Origin of the sequence: Haloarcula sediminis (assembly GCF_035656455.1) — an archaeon.
GTDB classification, from domain to species: Archaea; Halobacteriota; Halobacteria; order Halobacteriales; family Haloarculaceae; genus Haloarcula; species Haloarcula sediminis.
In genome coordinates, this window is the sequence record NZ_JAYMGA010000003.1 from 370,490 (window position 1) to 385,452 (window position 14,963).

Genomic DNA, 14,963 nt, shown 5'->3' on the forward strand with positions numbered 1-14,963 from the left:
CAGCGGGGAGGTTATTTCACGCTCCGAAAACGCTGGAGGGTTTATATCATGACGCCGCCGGTACACTCTGGTGCGGATTCCGTCCAGATAAACGATGTCCGGAGACAACCTCCGTCGCGTGACGACGGGCAAGACGATGGGTGACCAACCCGACGAGCGACTGACCCCCCTCGTCGGGGCGACCGACCCAACCACCCATGGTAGCGCCGATCGTGACGCCATCCCGGAGTCGCTGTTGGCTTCGGTCATCGACGACATCGCCGACGGCGACATCGCCGTCGACGACGGGCTCGTAACCCAGAGTCTGGACGAAATCCTGCTCGCGATGATCGCGTTGTCGGAGGATGAGACCCACGGAACAGGGCTCATGGAGGCGCTGTCGCGTCTGTTCGACGCGCAGTTGAGTCCGGGGACGGTGTATCCGCGTCTGCACGACCTCGAAGCGGAGGACACACTCACCGTTCACGAACTGGTGCAGACCAAACAGTACTCGATCGACGACGCCGAAACGGCGGCGTCACGGATCGAGGACGCGGCTTACAGGCACTTCGTCATCGGGATGTTCCTGCACGCGTCGCTCGACGCGGTGTGACATCTCACGTCTCTCTCTATCTCCGGGTCGGCTCCTGACCCCGGCCGGCCCGGGTTTTGCTCCACGGCGTCACGTCGGGACGCGCCGATAGGTATAGGACAGGCCGGTACCCGAAAGCCGTGGCTCAGGGGCCACACGGGCGAAAAAAGCGTTGCGAGGGTTGCGGTTCAGTTTACGGGTGTCCAGCCACACACCGAGCACTCGCTCGCGGCCGAGCCGTGAAGTCCGCCACAGTCGGGACACTGCTTTTTGTTATAGTTTTCTTCCCATCCAACGTCGTCGACCTCGTGACCGCGCTGCGAAAGGAACTCGTCGAACATCTCGTCGGATCTCGGTGCGCTCGCCATACATGCTATGGTATGTCACACCACCATATAGAACTACCGGTGATGAGAAGCGTTACCACACCTTGATCGACAGGGTCCGACCGCGGGGACTACCCGGACGATGGCGCCAGCGCCGCGGTGACAGTGTCGGCCTGTTGAATCAGCACCGACCCGAGAACGCTCATCACGAGGACGTAACCGACGGTAAAGGCCGGGAGTACCGAAGCCAGCCGACCGGTTCCGACGCCGGCCGCCAGCGTGGCGATGACCAGCGAGAACTCCCCGCGGGGAATCAGACCCAGCCCCACGCGCAACGACCGGCGGCGGTCGAGGTCGTAGAACCGCCCCGAGAGCGTGCCGCTGACGAACTTGCCGAGCGTGGTCACGACGACCGCGACCGCAAGCAACGCGGCGACGCCGGCGATGAGGGTCACGTCGGTCGCCAGGCCGATGCTGAAAAAGAACACGGCCGCGAAGATGTCGCGGGCGGGCGCGACGATGTGTTCGATGCGCTCGACGTGGCCGGTCTGACTGATACCGGTCCCGAGGAAGAAAGCGGCGACAGCCTCGCTGACGCCAAGCGCCAGCGCCGCGCCGGCGACCAGCGTCGTCACGCCGACGACGCGCAGGAGGAACAGCTCGTCGGAGCTGGTACGGAAGAAGCGGTCGAGCCAGCCCGACCCGTACCACGCCACCGCGGTGATAGCGCCCAGAAAGAGGAAGGCCGTACCGACTGCGACGGCGGCGGACTCCACGTCGCCGCCACCGGCGACCGCCGCCAGGACGGCGAGATACACCGCGATGAGGATGTCCTCGAAGACGAGCGTCCCGAGGATGGGCCCGCTCTCGGCGTTTGCGATCCACCCCTCCTCGATGAGCGACTTGGTGATGACGGCGCTGGAGGAGATGTAGACGACGCCGGCCAGGAACAGCGTCTCCAGCAGCGTCCAGTCGAAGGCAAAGCCGATGGCCGCGCCGAGGCCGAAGTTGATGACGAAGTCGACGCCGCCGGCGGCGCTGATGCGGCCGCGGTCGCGCAGCAGCTGGTCGACGCTGAACTCCAGCCCGAGGAAAAAGAGCAGGAAGACGATACCCAGCTCCGCGAGCACCTGGATGAACTCGCTGTCGCTGACGAGGTTGAGCGAGACCCCAAGCACCGACGAGGGCGGGTTCGGGCCGACGAGGACGCCGACAGCGATGTACGCGGGAATGACCGACAGCCCCACACGGTTGGCGAGTGTCCCAGCGAGCGCGACGGCAGTCAGCGCGATACCGACTTCGAGCAGCAGCTCCGCCATCTCAGCTGTCGTCCAGTTCGACGAGCGATTCGAACTCGGCCAGCTCTTCGCGGGCCCCAAGCGTGATGAGCGTGTCGCCGGCGGTTATGGTCTCCTCTGGACCGGGGTTGGGAACGGGTTCCGAGCCACGCTGGATAGCGATAATCGAGACCCCCATCCGCTGGCGGAGGTTCGCGTCGCCGAGCGTCTGGCCGACGAGCTCGCTATCCTCAGCCACGTCGAGCCACTCGATGAGCGCGTCGCCGAGGGGCACCTCCACCTCGTCGGTCTCGACGGGCTGGAAGTACGCCCCCTGGAGGATAGCGCCGACTTCGCGTGCCAGCCGGCCGTTAAGCGTGAACAGCCGTTCTGCGTCCGCGTCGGGGTCGGACTTGCGGAATATCTCCCGCTTCCCGTCGTGGTGCAACAGGACGACGAGCCGTTCGTCGCCGCCGATCTCGACCTCGAACTTCTTGCCGACGCCGGGAACGTCGGTCTCGTAGACAGTCATATCGGGACAAGGACAGCGGCCTGAATAAATCCACGTGGCCGGGACGAGCGCACAGACGGCGACGCCGCGGGCACAGCGGCCTAAAACTCCGGTCCGGGCGCGGGCACGCCGCCGTCGTCCTCGCCCCCATCGAGGTCGAACTCCTCGCGCAGCTCCCGGATGCGGTCCCGGATGTCCGCCGCGAGTTCGAACTCCAGATTGCTCGCGGCCTCCTCCATGCGGTCTTCGAGTTGCTGAATCTGGGCGGTGGCTTCGTCCTCGTCGGCCGGCCCCTCGCCCGCGACGCCGCCGGTGTCGGTCTTGCTCCCGGGGAGGTTCGTCTCGCCGACGGCCTTCTCGATGGTGGTGGGCTCGAAGCCGTGCTCCTCGTTGTACTGCTGCTGGATGCGCCGTCGGCGCTGGGTCTCCTCGATGGCGTCGTTCATCGCCGAACTGCGCTCGTCGGCATAGAGGACGACTTCGCCGTTGACGTTCCGGGCCGCCCGCCCCATCGTCTGGACCAGCGTGGTCTCCGAGCGGAGAAAGCCCTCCTGGTCGGCGTCCAGAATCGCGACGAGGCTCACCTCCGGAATGTCGAGCCCCTCCCGCAGGAGGTTGATACCCACGAGCACGTCGATGTCGCCCAGCCGCAGCGAGCGGATGAGCTCGTGGCGTTCCAGCGTGTCGGTCTCGTCGTGCATGTACGCCACGTCGACGCCCGCCTCCTCCAGATACTCCGTGAGGTCCTCTGCCATCCGCTTTGTCAGGGTCGTCACCAGCACCCGCTCGTCGCGCTCGACGCGCTCGTCGATGCGACCCATGAGGTCCTCGACCTGTCCCGTTGCCGGGGCGACCTCGACGGCGGGGTCGACCAGATGCGTGGGGCGGACGATCTGCTCGACCACCTGCTCGCTTTCCTCGCGCTCGTAGTCGCCCGGCGTCGCCGAGACGTACAGCGTCCGGTCGGTCTTCTCCTCGAACTCCTCGAAGGTGAGCGGCCGGTTGTCGAAAGCCGTCGGGAGCCGGAAGCCGTTCTCGACGAGGCTCTCCTTGCGCGATTTGTCGCCCGCGAACTGGCCGCGAATCTGGGGGAGCGTCTGGTGGGACTCGTCGACGACGGTCAGGAAGTCCTCGGGGAAGTAATCCAGCAGCGTGTAGGGGGCCTCGCCGCTCTCGCGGTCCGAGAGGTGGACCGAGTAGTTCTCGATACCCGAACAGTAGCCTGTCTCCTGCATCATCTCGATGTCGAAGGTGGTCCGCTCCTCGATGCGCTGGGCGGCGACGGCGTCGCCCTTGCGGTCGAAGTAGCGAATCCGCTGTTCGAGTAGCTCCTGTATCTCCTCGATGGCCCGTTCGAGCCGTTGCTCCGGGATAGAGTAGTGCTCCGCGGGGTGGATGAGCGCGGCGGGCTCCTCGCTCTGTACCTCGCCCTCCAGCGGGTCGACCTTCAGCATCCGGTCTATCTCGTCGCCCCAGAACTCAACCCGGATGGCGTAGCGGCCGTACATCGGGTAGATTTCGAGCGTATCTCCTCGAACCCGGAAGGTCCCCTGCGTGAAGTCCACGTCGTTGCGCTCGTAATTGAGGTCCACGAGTTGCCCGAGTAGCTCGTCGCGCTCTATCTCCTGGCCCACCTCGATAGAGAGGGACATGTCGATGTAGTTGCGCGGGTCACCGAGCCCGTAGATAGCCGAGACAGAGGCGACGACGATGACGTCGTCACGGGTCAAAAGCGAGCGGGTCGCGGAGTGACGCAGCCGGTCTATCTCGTCGTTGATGGAGGCGTCCTTGTCGATGAACGTGTCCGTCTGCTCGACGTAGGCCTCCGGCTGGTAGTAGTCGTAGTAGCTGACGAAGTACTCGACGGCGTTGTCCGGGAACAGGTTCCGGAACTCCTCGTACAGTTGTGCGGCGAGGGTCTTGTTGTGGGCAATGACCAGCGTCGGCTGCTGTATCTCCTCTACCACCCAGGAGACGGTGTTCGTCTTCCCGGAGCCAGTCACACCGAGTAGCGTCTGTGTGTCCATCCCCTGCCGGTATCCCTCGGCCAGTTGCTCGATGGCCTCGGGCTGGTCGCCGGCGGGGTCGAAGGGCGCGTCGACGCGGAACTCGCTGTCGGCGTCCGGACGGTCGATGGAGAGGGGGCCGCCTGCGTCGCTCATTGACGAACGCAAGGGCTGGAGGAACTTGAGGCGCTCGCTCGCGGTTCCGGACCAAAAAAAAGCGGCGCTCAGCAGACGTCTTTCGGGTTCACGCCCAGCTCCTCCAGCGTCTCGACGTAGTCGTCGTAGGCCGCCGCGACCACGTCGACGGCGGCGCCCTCCGCGGCGTCCCAGTCGTCCTCGCCGTCACAGATATCGTCCAGCAGGTCGGCGGCGTCCTCGCGGAGCGCCTCGATCTCGCTGCCCGCGCTCCGGTAGGTGCTCGCGGTCTGGGGATCGGCCTGCCCGGTGAAGAAGCCGGTGAGCTGCTCTTTGACCTTCTTGTCGACGAGCGTCCAGCCGACGAGCCCGCCCAGTCGTTCGACGGTCGCGTCCAGTCCGTCGAGTTCGTCGTGCATGTGGAACGCGCAGTCGGCGGGGTCGGTGTCGCCCAGCCGCTCGCTGGCCTCGTCCGCGGCGTCGGCAAAGAGGTCAGCGGCGCTGTCGTCGCTCTCGTCGTCGGCCCACGCGCCGAAGGTGTCGACAGCGGCGGCCTCGCGGGCCGCCGCGGCCGCGTGGATGGCGTCGGGCTCCATCTCCCCGCGCGTGTCCGCATACAGCGTCTTCGAGGAGCCCAGCCGCGAGAGCTCGGTCTGCTGGTCGTCCCGGACTGCGTCGATGAGGTCGTCGGCGGTCATACCCGCGAGTGGGCCCGGCCCGGGCTTGTAACCATCGGACCGGACCAGCTACCCGTGCCAGTCGCCGCGCCGCTCGCGGGAGCCGGCCTCGTCCAGCCGGTCGGGGCTGTCGCCGGTGTGGAACGTCTCGACGAGCTGAGAGGCGATATGCCAGCTCGCGACGTCGGCGTCGAGCCCGACGAGCCGTATCTCCGCGGCCGTGTAGGCCTCGATGGCGCCGTCGCGGTCCGGGTCAGTCCCTTCGAGAGACAGACACGACCCCGCCTCGACGGCGCAGCCGTCCGCCGTGGCGGGTCGGACGGTGACATCGGCGCCGTCGGGGTCCGCGACGACGCGAACGGCGACGTCGGCGGGAACAGCCCCGTCGGCCCCCTCGCGAACGTACGCCAGCGCGTAGTCGAGCGCGCTCCGATAGCGGTCGCGTGTCGCGTCGTCGCCGGCCAGTGCGACCGCAAGCGCCGTGTCGTTCCAGGGGTTTGCCCGCTCGGTCGCGTTCGAGCGCGGCCGCGTCGCCAGGTCGCGCTCGTGGGCCATCACGTCGCGTGGCCGGTCGGTGTGTGTGAGCCCCAGCAGGTGGCCGACCTCGTGACGGACGACCAGGCGCGTGGCCTCGTCGGCCAGCCCGCGCCGGACCTCGACGGTCGCTGGCCGGTCGACGCCGGTCGAGGCGTTGAGCCGGGGCGCACAGCCGGCCGGGAACTCGGTATCACCGCAGCCACCGACGGTCTCGACGAAGCGCAGGCGCACGTCCGGTTCGTCCGCCGGCGTCGCGCCGGGGGCCAGCACACGGAAATCGACGGCGAAGTCGGCGAACTCGGTGGCGTTGTCCGTCCAGTAGGCCAGCCCGTCGGCGGCCAGCGCCCGCTCGCGGTCGGTACCCTCGACAGCGACAGTCACCGTCTCGCCGGCGAAGGGGTGTTCGTCGCTCCCGGTCAGCGGGTCGGCCTGCTCGACGAGCGCACTACAGCCGGCCAACCCGCCCAGAAGAAGCAAGACGGCGAGCGCGCCGGCGCGTCGGCTATCCATTGGCTACCCGTGGCACTCGGCGTAATTGTAGGTTGTGGCTGCGGGGAGTAAGCCCCCTTCTGTTCGGGCCGGCATTCGGCTGAGCGGCCGCGTCCAGCGCTCGCGCGCGGTGTCGGACTACCTGTCGACGCGGCCTTGCACCGGTGAGGATTCGCCGTTCCATCGGTCCGTCGCGGGCGTGGAGTCGAAGACGGTCCACGAAGTGCCCTCGGTGGGTTAACGCTCCCTCGCTTCGGTTGCGTGGTGCCCGGAGGGCACGTGCAACCTCGTTTGGGATTCGCACACCTCATCGGTCCCGCGACGACGTGTCGTTGCTGTTCCATAGCCGACGGTCTCCCGCCCCGGGCTTGTGCCCGGTCACCTGTCCGACGGGTGGGGGGACTTTCCTCATGGCTCTCGCCACGGGGGCCGGCCTCCCGCTGCCAGTCGAGCCTAGGCTAGTGGCGCTGATTAAGGTTGCTTCTCCGCGCCCGGTCCGACGGCTGCAGAAAGCACTTTACAGTGGTCTGATGAGTGAGGGCAATGAACTCTCGTCCGAGCCGCAGAACTCTCTTCCTCCTCGGCTGCGGCGTGCTGGCGCTCGTCGGTGGGCTGGTCCTGTACACGGCGGTTCCGGGCGAAGACTATCGGATGCACGTCATGGCGAGCGATGCCGACACCGCCGCGAACGCGAGCGAACGCGACGCCGCGGTGTACGCGTACGACGAACTCGACCCGGCGACACAGAGCGTGTTCCGGGAGGGACAGGCGGCGGCCGGCGAGGAGATAACGGTCCGCGCGGACCGCTGGCCCGAGTCGTTCGAGTACGGCACCGATACAGCCGGCGTCACGGTCGTCAGTGACCGGGGCACGTACTACGTCGTCCGGGCCTGGCAGACCCAGTGTCTGGCGGCGCTCTGTGATGTCCTGCGGGCCGTATTCCTGGGTGTCGCCGGTGTCGGAGTGGTTGCGCTCGGTGTCGGGGTGAAGCGAGTTCGGACACGCCGGTCTAGCCGTCGCTGACGGTAGAGAGCAGAAACGAGAACAGACGGAAAACCGCGCGGCCCTCAGTCGTCGGAGGGGAGCGGCTGTCCGTCCCCGTCGGTCGGGGCCGGCGAGGACTGCATGTCGTCGTCCTCGGCGTAGGGGTACCACGTCATCTTCGTGTTGTGCATGTACGGGTCGTCGTAGTCGGTCTCCTCGGGCTCGACCAACTCGGCGAGCGTCTCCTCGTCGCGGGCCTCGACGAAGTCACGGAACGTCTCGCTGTCGTCGCGGAGTTCTTTGAAGCTGTTCACGAGGTTCCGGATGGCGCCGGGCACCTCGTCGGCGGGGACGCGCATCTCGACCCAGTCGGCAAAGCGGGGATCCTCGCCGAGGCCGCCGCCCAGACCGATGTCCAACGCCTCGACGGGCTCGCCGTCCTTGCGGGTCTTCATCCCCCGCAGGGAGATGTCGGCGATCTGGGGCTGGGCACAGGAGGCCGTACAGCCCGAGAGGTGGATGTGGAAGTCCTCGTGGTCGTCGGGCAGGGAGACGTTGTCCTTGAGCCAGCGGGCGTACCGTACCTGCCGGTTCTTCGTCTCGACGATGGACAGAGAGCAGTACTCCGTGCCCGTACAGGCGATGGAGCCGCGCATGAACGGCGAGGGGTTCGGCGAGTAGTCCTCAAGCAGGGGCTCGCTCTTGAGGTCCTCCAGGTCCTCCTCGGGAACGTCCATGATGATGACGTTCTGTCGCTGGGTGAGTCGGACCTCGCCGGAGCCGTACTCGTCTGCGAGTTCGGCCAGTTCCAGCGTGTCCTCGGCGCCCATCCGGCCGACCAGCACGTTCAGGCCGACGTAGTAGTTGCCGTCGGGCTGTTCGTGGATGCCGACGTGGTCGTTGTGACCGGTCTGGCCGCCGGAGTTGTAGGTGTACTGGTCGCGCATGTCCTCGCCGGCGGTTTCGAGTTCGAAGTCGACGAACTCGTCCTGGAGGACCTGGCGCATCTTCTCGGGGCCCCACTCGTCCATGAGGAACTTGATGCGGGCGTTAAAGCGGTCCTCGCGGTCGCCGTACTCGCGAAACAGCGAGGACATCCCGTGGGCGAGGTCGGCGGCCTTGTCGGCCGGGACCCAGACGTCGATATCGCGGGCGAGGCGGGCCTCCTTCCGGGAGAGGCCGCCGCCGACGCGGACGTTGAAGCCGACTTCGCCGTTCTTCTCGGCCGGCTCGAAGGCGAGGTCGTTGATGTCGCCCTGGCCACAGCCCTCGTCACAGCCGGTGATGGCGACCTTCCACTTGCGCGGGAGGTTCGCGTAGTCGTCGTTGCCCTTGAACGTCTCGTGGAGCTCCTCGGCGACGGGCCAGGCGTCGACGTGCTCGTGTTTGTCCTTGCCGGCGACTGGGCAGCCGACGATGTTGCGCCAGGAGTCACCACAGGCCTGCTGGGTAGAGAGACCGACGGATTCGAGCTTCTCGAAGATGTCCGGAACGTCCTCCAGCTTTATCCAGTGGAGCTGGATGGACTGGCGGGTCGTCCAGTCACAGACGGCCGGTCCGAACTCGGGGTTGTCGGCGGGGCCGCGGGCGTACTCGTCGGCGATCTCCCCGATGACTTCCAGCTGTCCCGGTTTGATGACGCCGTTTGGCGTCCCGATACGCATCATGAAATAGGACTCCTGGCCCGAGCGCTGGTGGTACAGGCCCCACCACTTGAAGCGCTCGAACCACGCGTCGTGTTCGTCTTCGGGGATGGACTCCCATCCCTCCTCCGCGAACTCCATGAGGTGCTCGCGGATCTCGTTGCCGTAGACTTCGTCTTTCCATCCTTCGACTTTTGTGGGCATCGCTAGTTCTGTCACACCCCTAGCGGGCCGGACTTATACGGTACGCCTTCTCGTCAACCGTCTCCCCAACTACCCGAAACAGGACGTATTTGCCACTTAATCCGGGTCGCCGTCGCGGGCGTGTTTGCCCGGGAAGTGAACGCTCTCGTGGACGACACCGTAGAATTCCCCCGAATCGGGGTCGACGACGCGGCCGACGGTCAGCCAGTCCGTGACGCCGCTCTCGCCACAGGCGATACACTGGCCGGCGACGCGAGCCTCGATGTTCGGGTAGTCGACACCGACTTTCACGAACCCCTCGGCGAGGAAATCGGTCAGTTCACACCCACAGAAGTCCGTATTCGCTAACCGCCACAGGTCCGAGACGTTCACCTCCCGGGAGTCGTTGACGGATATCCACGCGCCGTCGTCGAGCTGGTGAACGTCGGTCGTCATTACATCTCATTAGATGTCCGAGACACCTGAGGGCATCGGCGCTGTCAACTTTCGCCGGTGCCGTACCTAACCGGCCGCCCTCTTGCGGTGCGTGTGTCGTAGTATCATCGCCCGCAAGTTGTCAGCAACCGTACAAGGTAGCTGCACGAGTTGCCGGTAAGCCGCAGTGTGGGTCGTTCTTACAGGAGGGTGCGCCCTTAAGGTAAACGGGCCGTTATGCAGGAGTAGCGACACGCGACGACACCCGTCGCCCGATACAGAAACGATGACGAACGCACACCAAACGCACGACGATGCCGACGCTGAACTCGACGAACCAACCACCGACCACCTCGACGACGTCGAGGACGGATGTGGCTGTACCGAAATCTGGGAACACATGTCCGAAGAACGCGAAGGCGCTTCGGACGACTAACTCCCCGTATTCGACCACCGGTACCGCAGTAGCACGGCCGGACGGGATACTTTTGTGCGGGGACCGCTAACGGCGTACTGATGCCAGACGACGCACCGTCGACCGGCCGGGAGTCGCCGGTCGGGAAACCAGTCATCCGTGGTGACCCGACGTTTGCCGGGGAACACGCCGACGAGGCCGTCGAGTTCGACCCCGACGACCCCGACAGCCTCGAACTCGCCGCACAGACTGTGCGGCGCTTCTCCGAGAACACCGCCGGCGCCGACGACAACGTCTACATGCTGCGCGGAGCGGCGGCGTGTGCGGCGCTCGTCCGGGGCGAAGGCTCCTACAAGGCCGCAGCGGAGCGCGCCGGCGGCGACGCGACCGTCTCCTTCATCCGGAAGTGGTCCCGCGTCCACGACCTCCCCCGCTCGATCCGCGTCCACGTCGCCAAAGGGGAGATCGCCCCCACCGCCGCGAAACACATCGCCCGCCTGGCTGGCGAGGCCCGCCTCCTGCTCGCCTGGGCCGCGCTGGACCACGACCTGACGGTCCGCCAGATACGCTCCGTCGCCAGCGGCGTCAACAACGGTGCGACCATCGAGGAAGCGCTCGCGGCCGAGGGATACCGCCTCGGCGAGCTCACTATCGACATCGACACCGACGCCTACTGCAAGCTCCGACGCCGCGCCGCACTCGACGCCACCGACCCCAGCAGCGTCGTCACGGAGTCGCTGGAATCGACGCTCGACGACGGATCGTAAGTACTTAGCCGCCAGTTCCCCCATCCCCTATTGCGGGCCGGTAGCTCAGTTAGGCAGAGCGTCTGGCTTTTAACCAGATGGTCGGGGGTTCAACTCCCTCCCGGCCCGTGAGATATCCGCGAGCGACAGCGAGCGGTATCGAACGAACGAGGGGGGAGTTGAACCCTGCCAGTCGCGCACAGCGTAGTGAGCACGTCTGGCTCCGGTTCAACTCCCTCCCGGCCCGCTTTTGTGACGAACGGACGTGAGGAGCGAGTGAGTGAACCGGCAGGAAGGAGCTGAACCCTGGGAGTCGCAGCGGCCAAACGAAGTGAGGCCGACCGTCTCCCTCCGGTTCAACTCCCTCCCGACCCGTGAGATATCCGCGAGCGACAGCGAGCGGTATCGAACAAAAAAGTCGGTCAAGAACGCCGCGGCGAGAGCATCGCCTTTTCGTGGTGCACCCCGTCCGTCGCACTCGTGAACGCGGTCGGTCACACAGCCCAACCTGGACAGCTCATACGGCCCGAGATGCCAGACCGGATGATTTAGGACCCTCACCACGCAGTGGTCGAACATGAACGCACTCACCGACGGACTCGACGACCCGCTGAAACCACTGGGTGTCGCCGGCGGCATTTTCCTCGTACTGGCTGCAGCGGGCACCATCCTCGGCGCGCCGTGGACGACACAGGCAACTATGAGCAGCGCAGCCCTGCAGGTGGTCGGCTCAGTGCTGATGGGGATACTCGGAGCGGCGCTCGCGTACGTCAGCTGGAACGACGAATAAAGAGCCGCGTTTCCTCGACCCTGTTTTGCAGTCTCGTATCGATATCGCCAGTCGTGGGACGCTTTGCAGTGATAGCGACCCTCAGCCGCGGTTCGGGAGGTACGCCATCCCGAGCATCAGCACCGACGCGATGCCGCTGAGGATTGAGATGCCCCAGAGGCCGTTCTTGCGCTCGTGGAAGTAGTCCTGGTCGGCGAGCGTCTCCTGGTACTGCGAGTACTGGTCGACGCTGACAACCTGAACCGTGCTGTGGTCCGGGAAGTGCGCGAAGTACTGCCCGTCCGCGAGCGTGACGTTGCCACCCTCGCTGAGTTCGACCGTCTGCTGTCGCGGCGCGGTCCACTCGACGGTCGCACCGGCGTCCGTCACCTCGGTGATAGTCGTCATCTGCGTGCCGCTGTCGGCCTGATACGAGTACTGGTCACCGACCGTATACGTCACCGTCTCCGGCTCCGGCAGCCACTCCTCGAGCGGCTGCGTTGAGTTGTCCGCGCGGTAGACGACGAACCGCTCGCCGTCCCGGGTCGCAAGCGAGTTGTACACCTCGCTGTCGTCCTGGAGCAGCGCCGTGACGTTCTGCTGGGCGGTGAGCGTCAACGTACTCGTCGAGTTGTCGACACTGACGTTGTACGTCGTGTTATCGAGTGTGGTCGTAGACCCCGCTTCTATGGTCGCAGTGTACTGCGAGGAGTTGTTCGTCCACGAGAGGTCTGCGACCATGTCCCCGCCACCCCCGTGTCCGCCGCCGCCCGACATGTGGATATTCGAGACGGTGTAGGTCTGGCCCTCGCTAGTGAAGGTGCTGTCGTTTGTCAGCTCCGGTCCGTCGAGTTGCACCTCCGGCCGCTGACTCTCCGCGACGCCAATGTACGAGTACGCTGCGACACTGGCGACGAGGAAGAACAGGAAGTACGCCGCCGCGGCTCGTCGTTGCATATCCAGACGGTCAGTCGCGGCGCGGTTTAATGATTACTTTTCGAGTGCCCCGAACACAGCCCGAGTCCGGCCGTGACTGCACGTGTCGGCGTCGTACGCCACACCCCGCGACCAGCCAGAGCGTCATCGCGATTGCCACCCACCCTGCTCTGTCGCAGTGTATCGGGTTCCGTCCAGCGTATCCACGACAACGACATCGAGCGCCACCGCCGCGTCCGCGTGTCCGAGCCACTGTCCCTCGTTCGACGGGTCGCCCTCGTTCTCGCTTTTGCCGTCGATTATCGTCCGCACTCCGTTGTCGACGAGGTCGGTGTCGCAGTCGACGGGGTCAAAGCCCTCAACTATCGCCTCTTCCACGTTGCTGCCGATGAAGAGCCCGGTGTCGCAGTTGGCCGCAGTGCAGTCGATGAATCGCGGCCTGATAATGGGTGTCCCGGTGTCGTGGTTTTCGTCTTCCCGAGCGTAGAAACCGACGTTACAGTCCCGAGCCGTACACGATACGACAGAACAGTCACGGACTGGGTCCCGTCGGTTCTGTTCGTCGTTGTCCGAGTTGTACTCGATCTCGAAGCCCCCCTCGTTTGTCCCCGTCGTCCCCTCGGCCACGCAGTCGACGAAAGCGCCGCTGAGCGCGGTAGAGGCGGTAAACGGTGTACTTCCCCCATCGATGGCCCGACACCCGGTCACCTCCCAGTTCGTAGTGTAGTCCCCTATGGCGAAAGCGCTGTACTCCGCCCTTCGGGCGGTGACATCACTGATTGTGACGTTCGACGAACTACCCGCGTAAACCGCATGGTTTGCCTCGGTCACGTCACACGAGTCCATCTGGACGCCCGAACAGTTAGTAATCGAGACGGCGTCCTTGCTGATGCTCTCGAATCGTGCGTCGCGTATCTCGATCGACTCCCCGTCGGCGAGCGTGATACCGTGCTCCCCGACGTGCTGGATGTGAATCCCGTCGAGAACCAGCTCCGTATACCCGTCGGCGGAGACAGCCGACCCACCCCGATACTGCATATCGATACTGATCGATTCGAACTGTCCCCCAGTCGTCTCGGCCGGGATTCGGTATATCGGGTCGGATTCACCGGCCGCATCGGTCGGTGTCAGTTCCACTCGCTCGTCGAGACCGACGAGAGTGATTTGGCTGGCCTGCTCGATTGCAACGCCCAGCAGACCGCCAGCGGCCACGAGGATGTGACCCTCTCCGAGTGTCGCCTGCGCTTCGTTGATGACACGTCCAAGGTCGTCGGCCTGAACCAGCGTCTCTTCCGTCTCGTCGATACCGTGAAACTGTTCACCCTGAGCGAGAACGTAAATATCCGCCTCGTATCCGGCGACGAGTTCCTCCGCCGAGACGCTCCGCCCGCTTGAGTCACCCAGCTGTTGTTTGGCGCGGTCGTCCAGGTCGGCCCCGACAGTCGATTGCTCGTTCCGCCCTGCGCTCTCCGGTCTTCCACAGCCCGCAAGCGCGAGTACACCGGCGAGAGCGGCTACTGTCTCTCTGCGTGACAGCTCCATATCCGATAGAGCGAGTAGATATACATTAGAAAGAAGCGTCTAACACGGACACGGTGGATGTGTCCCCGTACCGGCGCGGCCTATCTGGGCGGATCGCAACACCATACGCGGCCGAAGTAGCTCCATACCGTCCTTGCCGCTGGTACCGAACGGCGACTCGACACCGGAATCGGGCTCTATGCCGCACATCTCCCGGATGAAAGCCTATCGCTGTGGCTCACGGGAGTATCTACGACAGCAAGCCAAGGGCCGGATTTGAACCGGCGATGGGCGGCTCTGCAGGCCGCTGCGTTAGGCCGGACTCTGCCACCTTGGCGCAGTTTACAGTAAATGAGTCGGTCGCTTAAGGGTAGCGAATTCCGCTAGCCCTCGCCTTCGGACTGACCGGGTTCGCCGACGCCCTCGACGGGCACAGTGTTGAAGATCGACGACTGGGCCTCCTCCGCGGAGTCGAACCGCTCGTCTTCGAGCCGGCCCAACACCACATCGAGCGGTTCAGAGCCGTCCGCATACTGCAGGCGCACGTCGCCGAACTCCGTTTGTGCCGTCTCAACCGAGAGGGGATACGACGCCGACTCCAGTAATTCAGTCAGTTCGTTGAGTTTGACGGTACGCATCACACAGATAGCTCTCCTCGCAACAGCGTAGTTAGACGTACCGTATAAATACCAAAAGCCCCTCGAAGAGAGATGACTCTCCTCGAGAGGCTGAAAGTGAATGAATGGTGGCGGCGAACCGGGTTTCCCAGAGGGTCGCCCACTCCAGTACTCGCCGGAACGCT

At 65.2% G+C, this 14,963-nt stretch carries 16 protein-coding genes, 2 tRNA genes and 1 other RNA gene; 6 read left to right on the forward strand and 13 right to left on the reverse strand.

Annotation, left to right across the window (positions count from 1 at the left end; all coding sequences use genetic code 11):
- The first annotated feature begins 94 nt into the window (after positions 1 to 94).
- On the forward strand, positions 95 to 592 hold the full coding sequence (locus tag VJ162_RS08575) for a PadR family transcriptional regulator (protein ID WP_324663687.1): 498 nt from the start codon (positions 95 to 97) through the stop codon (positions 590 to 592).
- Between the two features lie 167 nt (positions 593 to 759).
- Here VJ162_RS08575 and VJ162_RS08580 read toward each other — a convergent pair whose 3' ends face one another.
- From VJ162_RS08580 to rnpB, 7 genes are all read right to left on the reverse strand, one after another.
- Positions 760 to 939, reverse strand: coding sequence for an HVO_0416 family zinc finger protein (locus VJ162_RS08580; RefSeq protein WP_220589468.1), 180 nt, complete (start codon positions 937 to 939; stop codon positions 760 to 762).
- Between the two features lie 89 nt (positions 940 to 1,028).
- A complete protein-coding gene (locus VJ162_RS08585) occupies positions 1,029 to 2,216 on the reverse strand; it encodes a cation:proton antiporter (RefSeq protein ID WP_324663688.1) in 1,188 nt (395 codons plus the stop codon).
- Between the two features lies 1 nt (position 2,217).
- A complete protein-coding gene (locus VJ162_RS08590) occupies positions 2,218 to 2,706 on the reverse strand; it encodes a cation:proton antiporter regulatory subunit (protein WP_324663689.1) in 489 nt (162 codons plus the stop codon).
- 80 nt (positions 2,707 to 2,786) lie between these two features.
- Entirely contained in the window at positions 2,787 to 4,847 is a 2,061-nt protein-coding gene (uvrB, locus tag VJ162_RS08595; protein WP_324663690.1) for an excinuclease ABC subunit UvrB, read from the reverse strand.
- A 68-nt stretch (positions 4,848 to 4,915) separates the two neighbouring features.
- Positions 4,916 to 5,524, reverse strand: a complete 609-nt coding sequence (locus VJ162_RS08600) for a rubrerythrin family protein (protein WP_324663691.1) — start codon at positions 5,522 to 5,524, stop codon at positions 4,916 to 4,918.
- Positions 5,525 to 5,572: 48 nt separating this feature from the next.
- A complete protein-coding gene (locus VJ162_RS08605; RefSeq protein ID WP_324663692.1) occupies positions 5,573 to 6,550 on the reverse strand; it encodes a matrixin family metalloprotease in 978 nt (325 codons plus the stop codon).
- 36 nt (positions 6,551 to 6,586) lie between these two features.
- Positions 6,587 to 6,974: RNase P RNA component (gene rnpB, locus VJ162_RS08610), an RNA gene on the reverse strand.
- Between the two features lie 98 nt (positions 6,975 to 7,072).
- Between rnpB and VJ162_RS08615 the strand changes: the two genes are divergently transcribed.
- Positions 7,073 to 7,552 (forward strand): hypothetical protein, encoded by a 480-nt coding sequence (locus VJ162_RS08615; RefSeq protein WP_324663693.1) that lies wholly within the window; start codon positions 7,073 to 7,075, stop codon positions 7,550 to 7,552.
- 44 nt (positions 7,553 to 7,596) lie between these two features.
- Here VJ162_RS08615 and VJ162_RS08620 read toward each other — a convergent pair whose 3' ends face one another.
- Positions 7,597 to 9,360, reverse strand: coding sequence for a nitrite/sulfite reductase (locus VJ162_RS08620; RefSeq protein WP_324663694.1), 1,764 nt, complete (start codon positions 9,358 to 9,360; stop codon positions 7,597 to 7,599).
- 96 nt (positions 9,361 to 9,456) lie between these two features.
- Complete coding sequence (locus VJ162_RS08625) at positions 9,457 to 9,795, reverse strand: hypothetical protein (protein WP_324663695.1); 339 nt, start codon at positions 9,793 to 9,795, stop codon at positions 9,457 to 9,459.
- Between the two features lie 265 nt (positions 9,796 to 10,060).
- Between VJ162_RS08625 and VJ162_RS08630 the strand changes: the two genes are divergently transcribed.
- From VJ162_RS08630 to VJ162_RS08645, 4 genes are all read left to right on the forward strand, one after another.
- On the forward strand, positions 10,061 to 10,210 hold the full coding sequence (locus VJ162_RS08630; protein WP_324663696.1) for a hypothetical protein: 150 nt from the start codon (positions 10,061 to 10,063) through the stop codon (positions 10,208 to 10,210).
- 80 nt (positions 10,211 to 10,290) lie between these two features.
- On the forward strand, positions 10,291 to 10,956 hold the full coding sequence (locus tag VJ162_RS08635; RefSeq protein WP_324663697.1) for a DUF7119 family protein: 666 nt from the start codon (positions 10,291 to 10,293) through the stop codon (positions 10,954 to 10,956).
- 34 nt (positions 10,957 to 10,990) lie between these two features.
- A tRNA-Lys gene (locus VJ162_RS08640) sits at positions 10,991 to 11,064 on the forward strand.
- 448 nt (positions 11,065 to 11,512) lie between these two features.
- Positions 11,513 to 11,725 (forward strand): hypothetical protein, encoded by a 213-nt coding sequence (locus tag VJ162_RS08645; RefSeq protein ID WP_324663698.1) that lies wholly within the window; start codon positions 11,513 to 11,515, stop codon positions 11,723 to 11,725.
- An 81-nt stretch (positions 11,726 to 11,806) separates the two neighbouring features.
- Here VJ162_RS08645 and VJ162_RS08650 read toward each other — a convergent pair whose 3' ends face one another.
- From VJ162_RS08650 to VJ162_RS08665, 4 genes are all read right to left on the reverse strand, one after another.
- Positions 11,807 to 12,661: a hypothetical protein gene (locus VJ162_RS08650; RefSeq protein ID WP_324663699.1), complete on the reverse strand. Its 855-nt coding sequence runs from the start codon at positions 12,659 to 12,661 to the stop codon at positions 11,807 to 11,809.
- A gap of 123 nt (positions 12,662 to 12,784) precedes the next feature.
- Positions 12,785 to 14,182 carry a right-handed parallel beta-helix repeat-containing protein gene (locus VJ162_RS08655; RefSeq protein WP_324663700.1) on the reverse strand — a complete coding sequence of 466 codons (1,398 nt, stop codon included), beginning with the start codon at positions 14,180 to 14,182 and terminating at the stop codon, positions 12,785 to 12,787.
- Positions 14,183 to 14,422: 240 nt separating this feature from the next.
- Positions 14,423 to 14,498 (reverse strand) — tRNA-Cys (locus tag VJ162_RS08660).
- A gap of 46 nt (positions 14,499 to 14,544) precedes the next feature.
- The gene (locus tag VJ162_RS08665; protein ID WP_324663701.1) at positions 14,545 to 14,799 is read right to left on the reverse strand and encodes a DUF5789 family protein; all 255 of its coding nucleotides are present in this window, start codon (positions 14,797 to 14,799) and stop codon (positions 14,545 to 14,547) included.
- Between the last annotated feature and the right edge of the window lie 164 nt (positions 14,800 to 14,963).

Bases quoted from the DNA above. Each gene is read 5' to 3' on its own strand.
- VJ162_RS08605 (WP_324663692.1), bottom strand. From the start codon at position 6,550: ATGGATAGCCGACGCGCCGGCGCGCTCGCCGTCTTGCTTCTTCTGGGC.
- VJ162_RS08635 (WP_324663697.1), top strand. From the start codon at position 10,291: ATGCCAGACGACGCACCGTCGACCGGCCGGGAGTCGCCGGTCGGGAAA.
- VJ162_RS08620 (WP_324663694.1), bottom strand. From the start codon at position 9,360: ATGCCCACAAAAGTCGAAGGATGGAAAGACGAAGTCTACGGCAACGAG.
- VJ162_RS08645 (WP_324663698.1), top strand. From the start codon at position 11,513: ATGAACGCACTCACCGACGGACTCGACGACCCGCTGAAACCACTGGGT.
- VJ162_RS08665 (WP_324663701.1), bottom strand. From the start codon at position 14,799: ATGCGTACCGTCAAACTCAACGAACTGACTGAATTACTGGAGTCGGCG.
- VJ162_RS08580 (WP_220589468.1), bottom strand. From the start codon at position 939: ATGGCGAGCGCACCGAGATCCGACGAGATGTTCGACGAGTTCCTTTCG.
- VJ162_RS08585 (WP_324663688.1), bottom strand. From the start codon at position 2,216: ATGGCGGAGCTGCTGCTCGAAGTCGGTATCGCGCTGACTGCCGTCGCG.
- VJ162_RS08625 (WP_324663695.1), bottom strand. From the start codon at position 9,795: ATGACGACCGACGTTCACCAGCTCGACGACGGCGCGTGGATATCCGTC.
- VJ162_RS08590 (WP_324663689.1), bottom strand. From the start codon at position 2,706: ATGACTGTCTACGAGACCGACGTTCCCGGCGTCGGCAAGAAGTTCGAG.
- VJ162_RS08575 (WP_324663687.1), top strand. From the start codon at position 95: ATGTCCGGAGACAACCTCCGTCGCGTGACGACGGGCAAGACGATGGGT.
- VJ162_RS08600 (WP_324663691.1), bottom strand. From the start codon at position 5,524: ATGACCGCCGACGACCTCATCGACGCAGTCCGGGACGACCAGCAGACC.
- VJ162_RS08630 (WP_324663696.1), top strand. From the start codon at position 10,061: ATGACGAACGCACACCAAACGCACGACGATGCCGACGCTGAACTCGAC.
- uvrB (WP_324663690.1), bottom strand. From the start codon at position 4,847: ATGAGCGACGCAGGCGGCCCCCTCTCCATCGACCGTCCGGACGCCGAC.
- VJ162_RS08650 (WP_324663699.1), bottom strand. From the start codon at position 12,661: ATGCAACGACGAGCCGCGGCGGCGTACTTCCTGTTCTTCCTCGTCGCC.
- VJ162_RS08615 (WP_324663693.1), top strand. From the start codon at position 7,073: ATGAACTCTCGTCCGAGCCGCAGAACTCTCTTCCTCCTCGGCTGCGGC.
- VJ162_RS08655 (WP_324663700.1), bottom strand. From the start codon at position 14,182: ATGGAGCTGTCACGCAGAGAGACAGTAGCCGCTCTCGCCGGTGTACTC.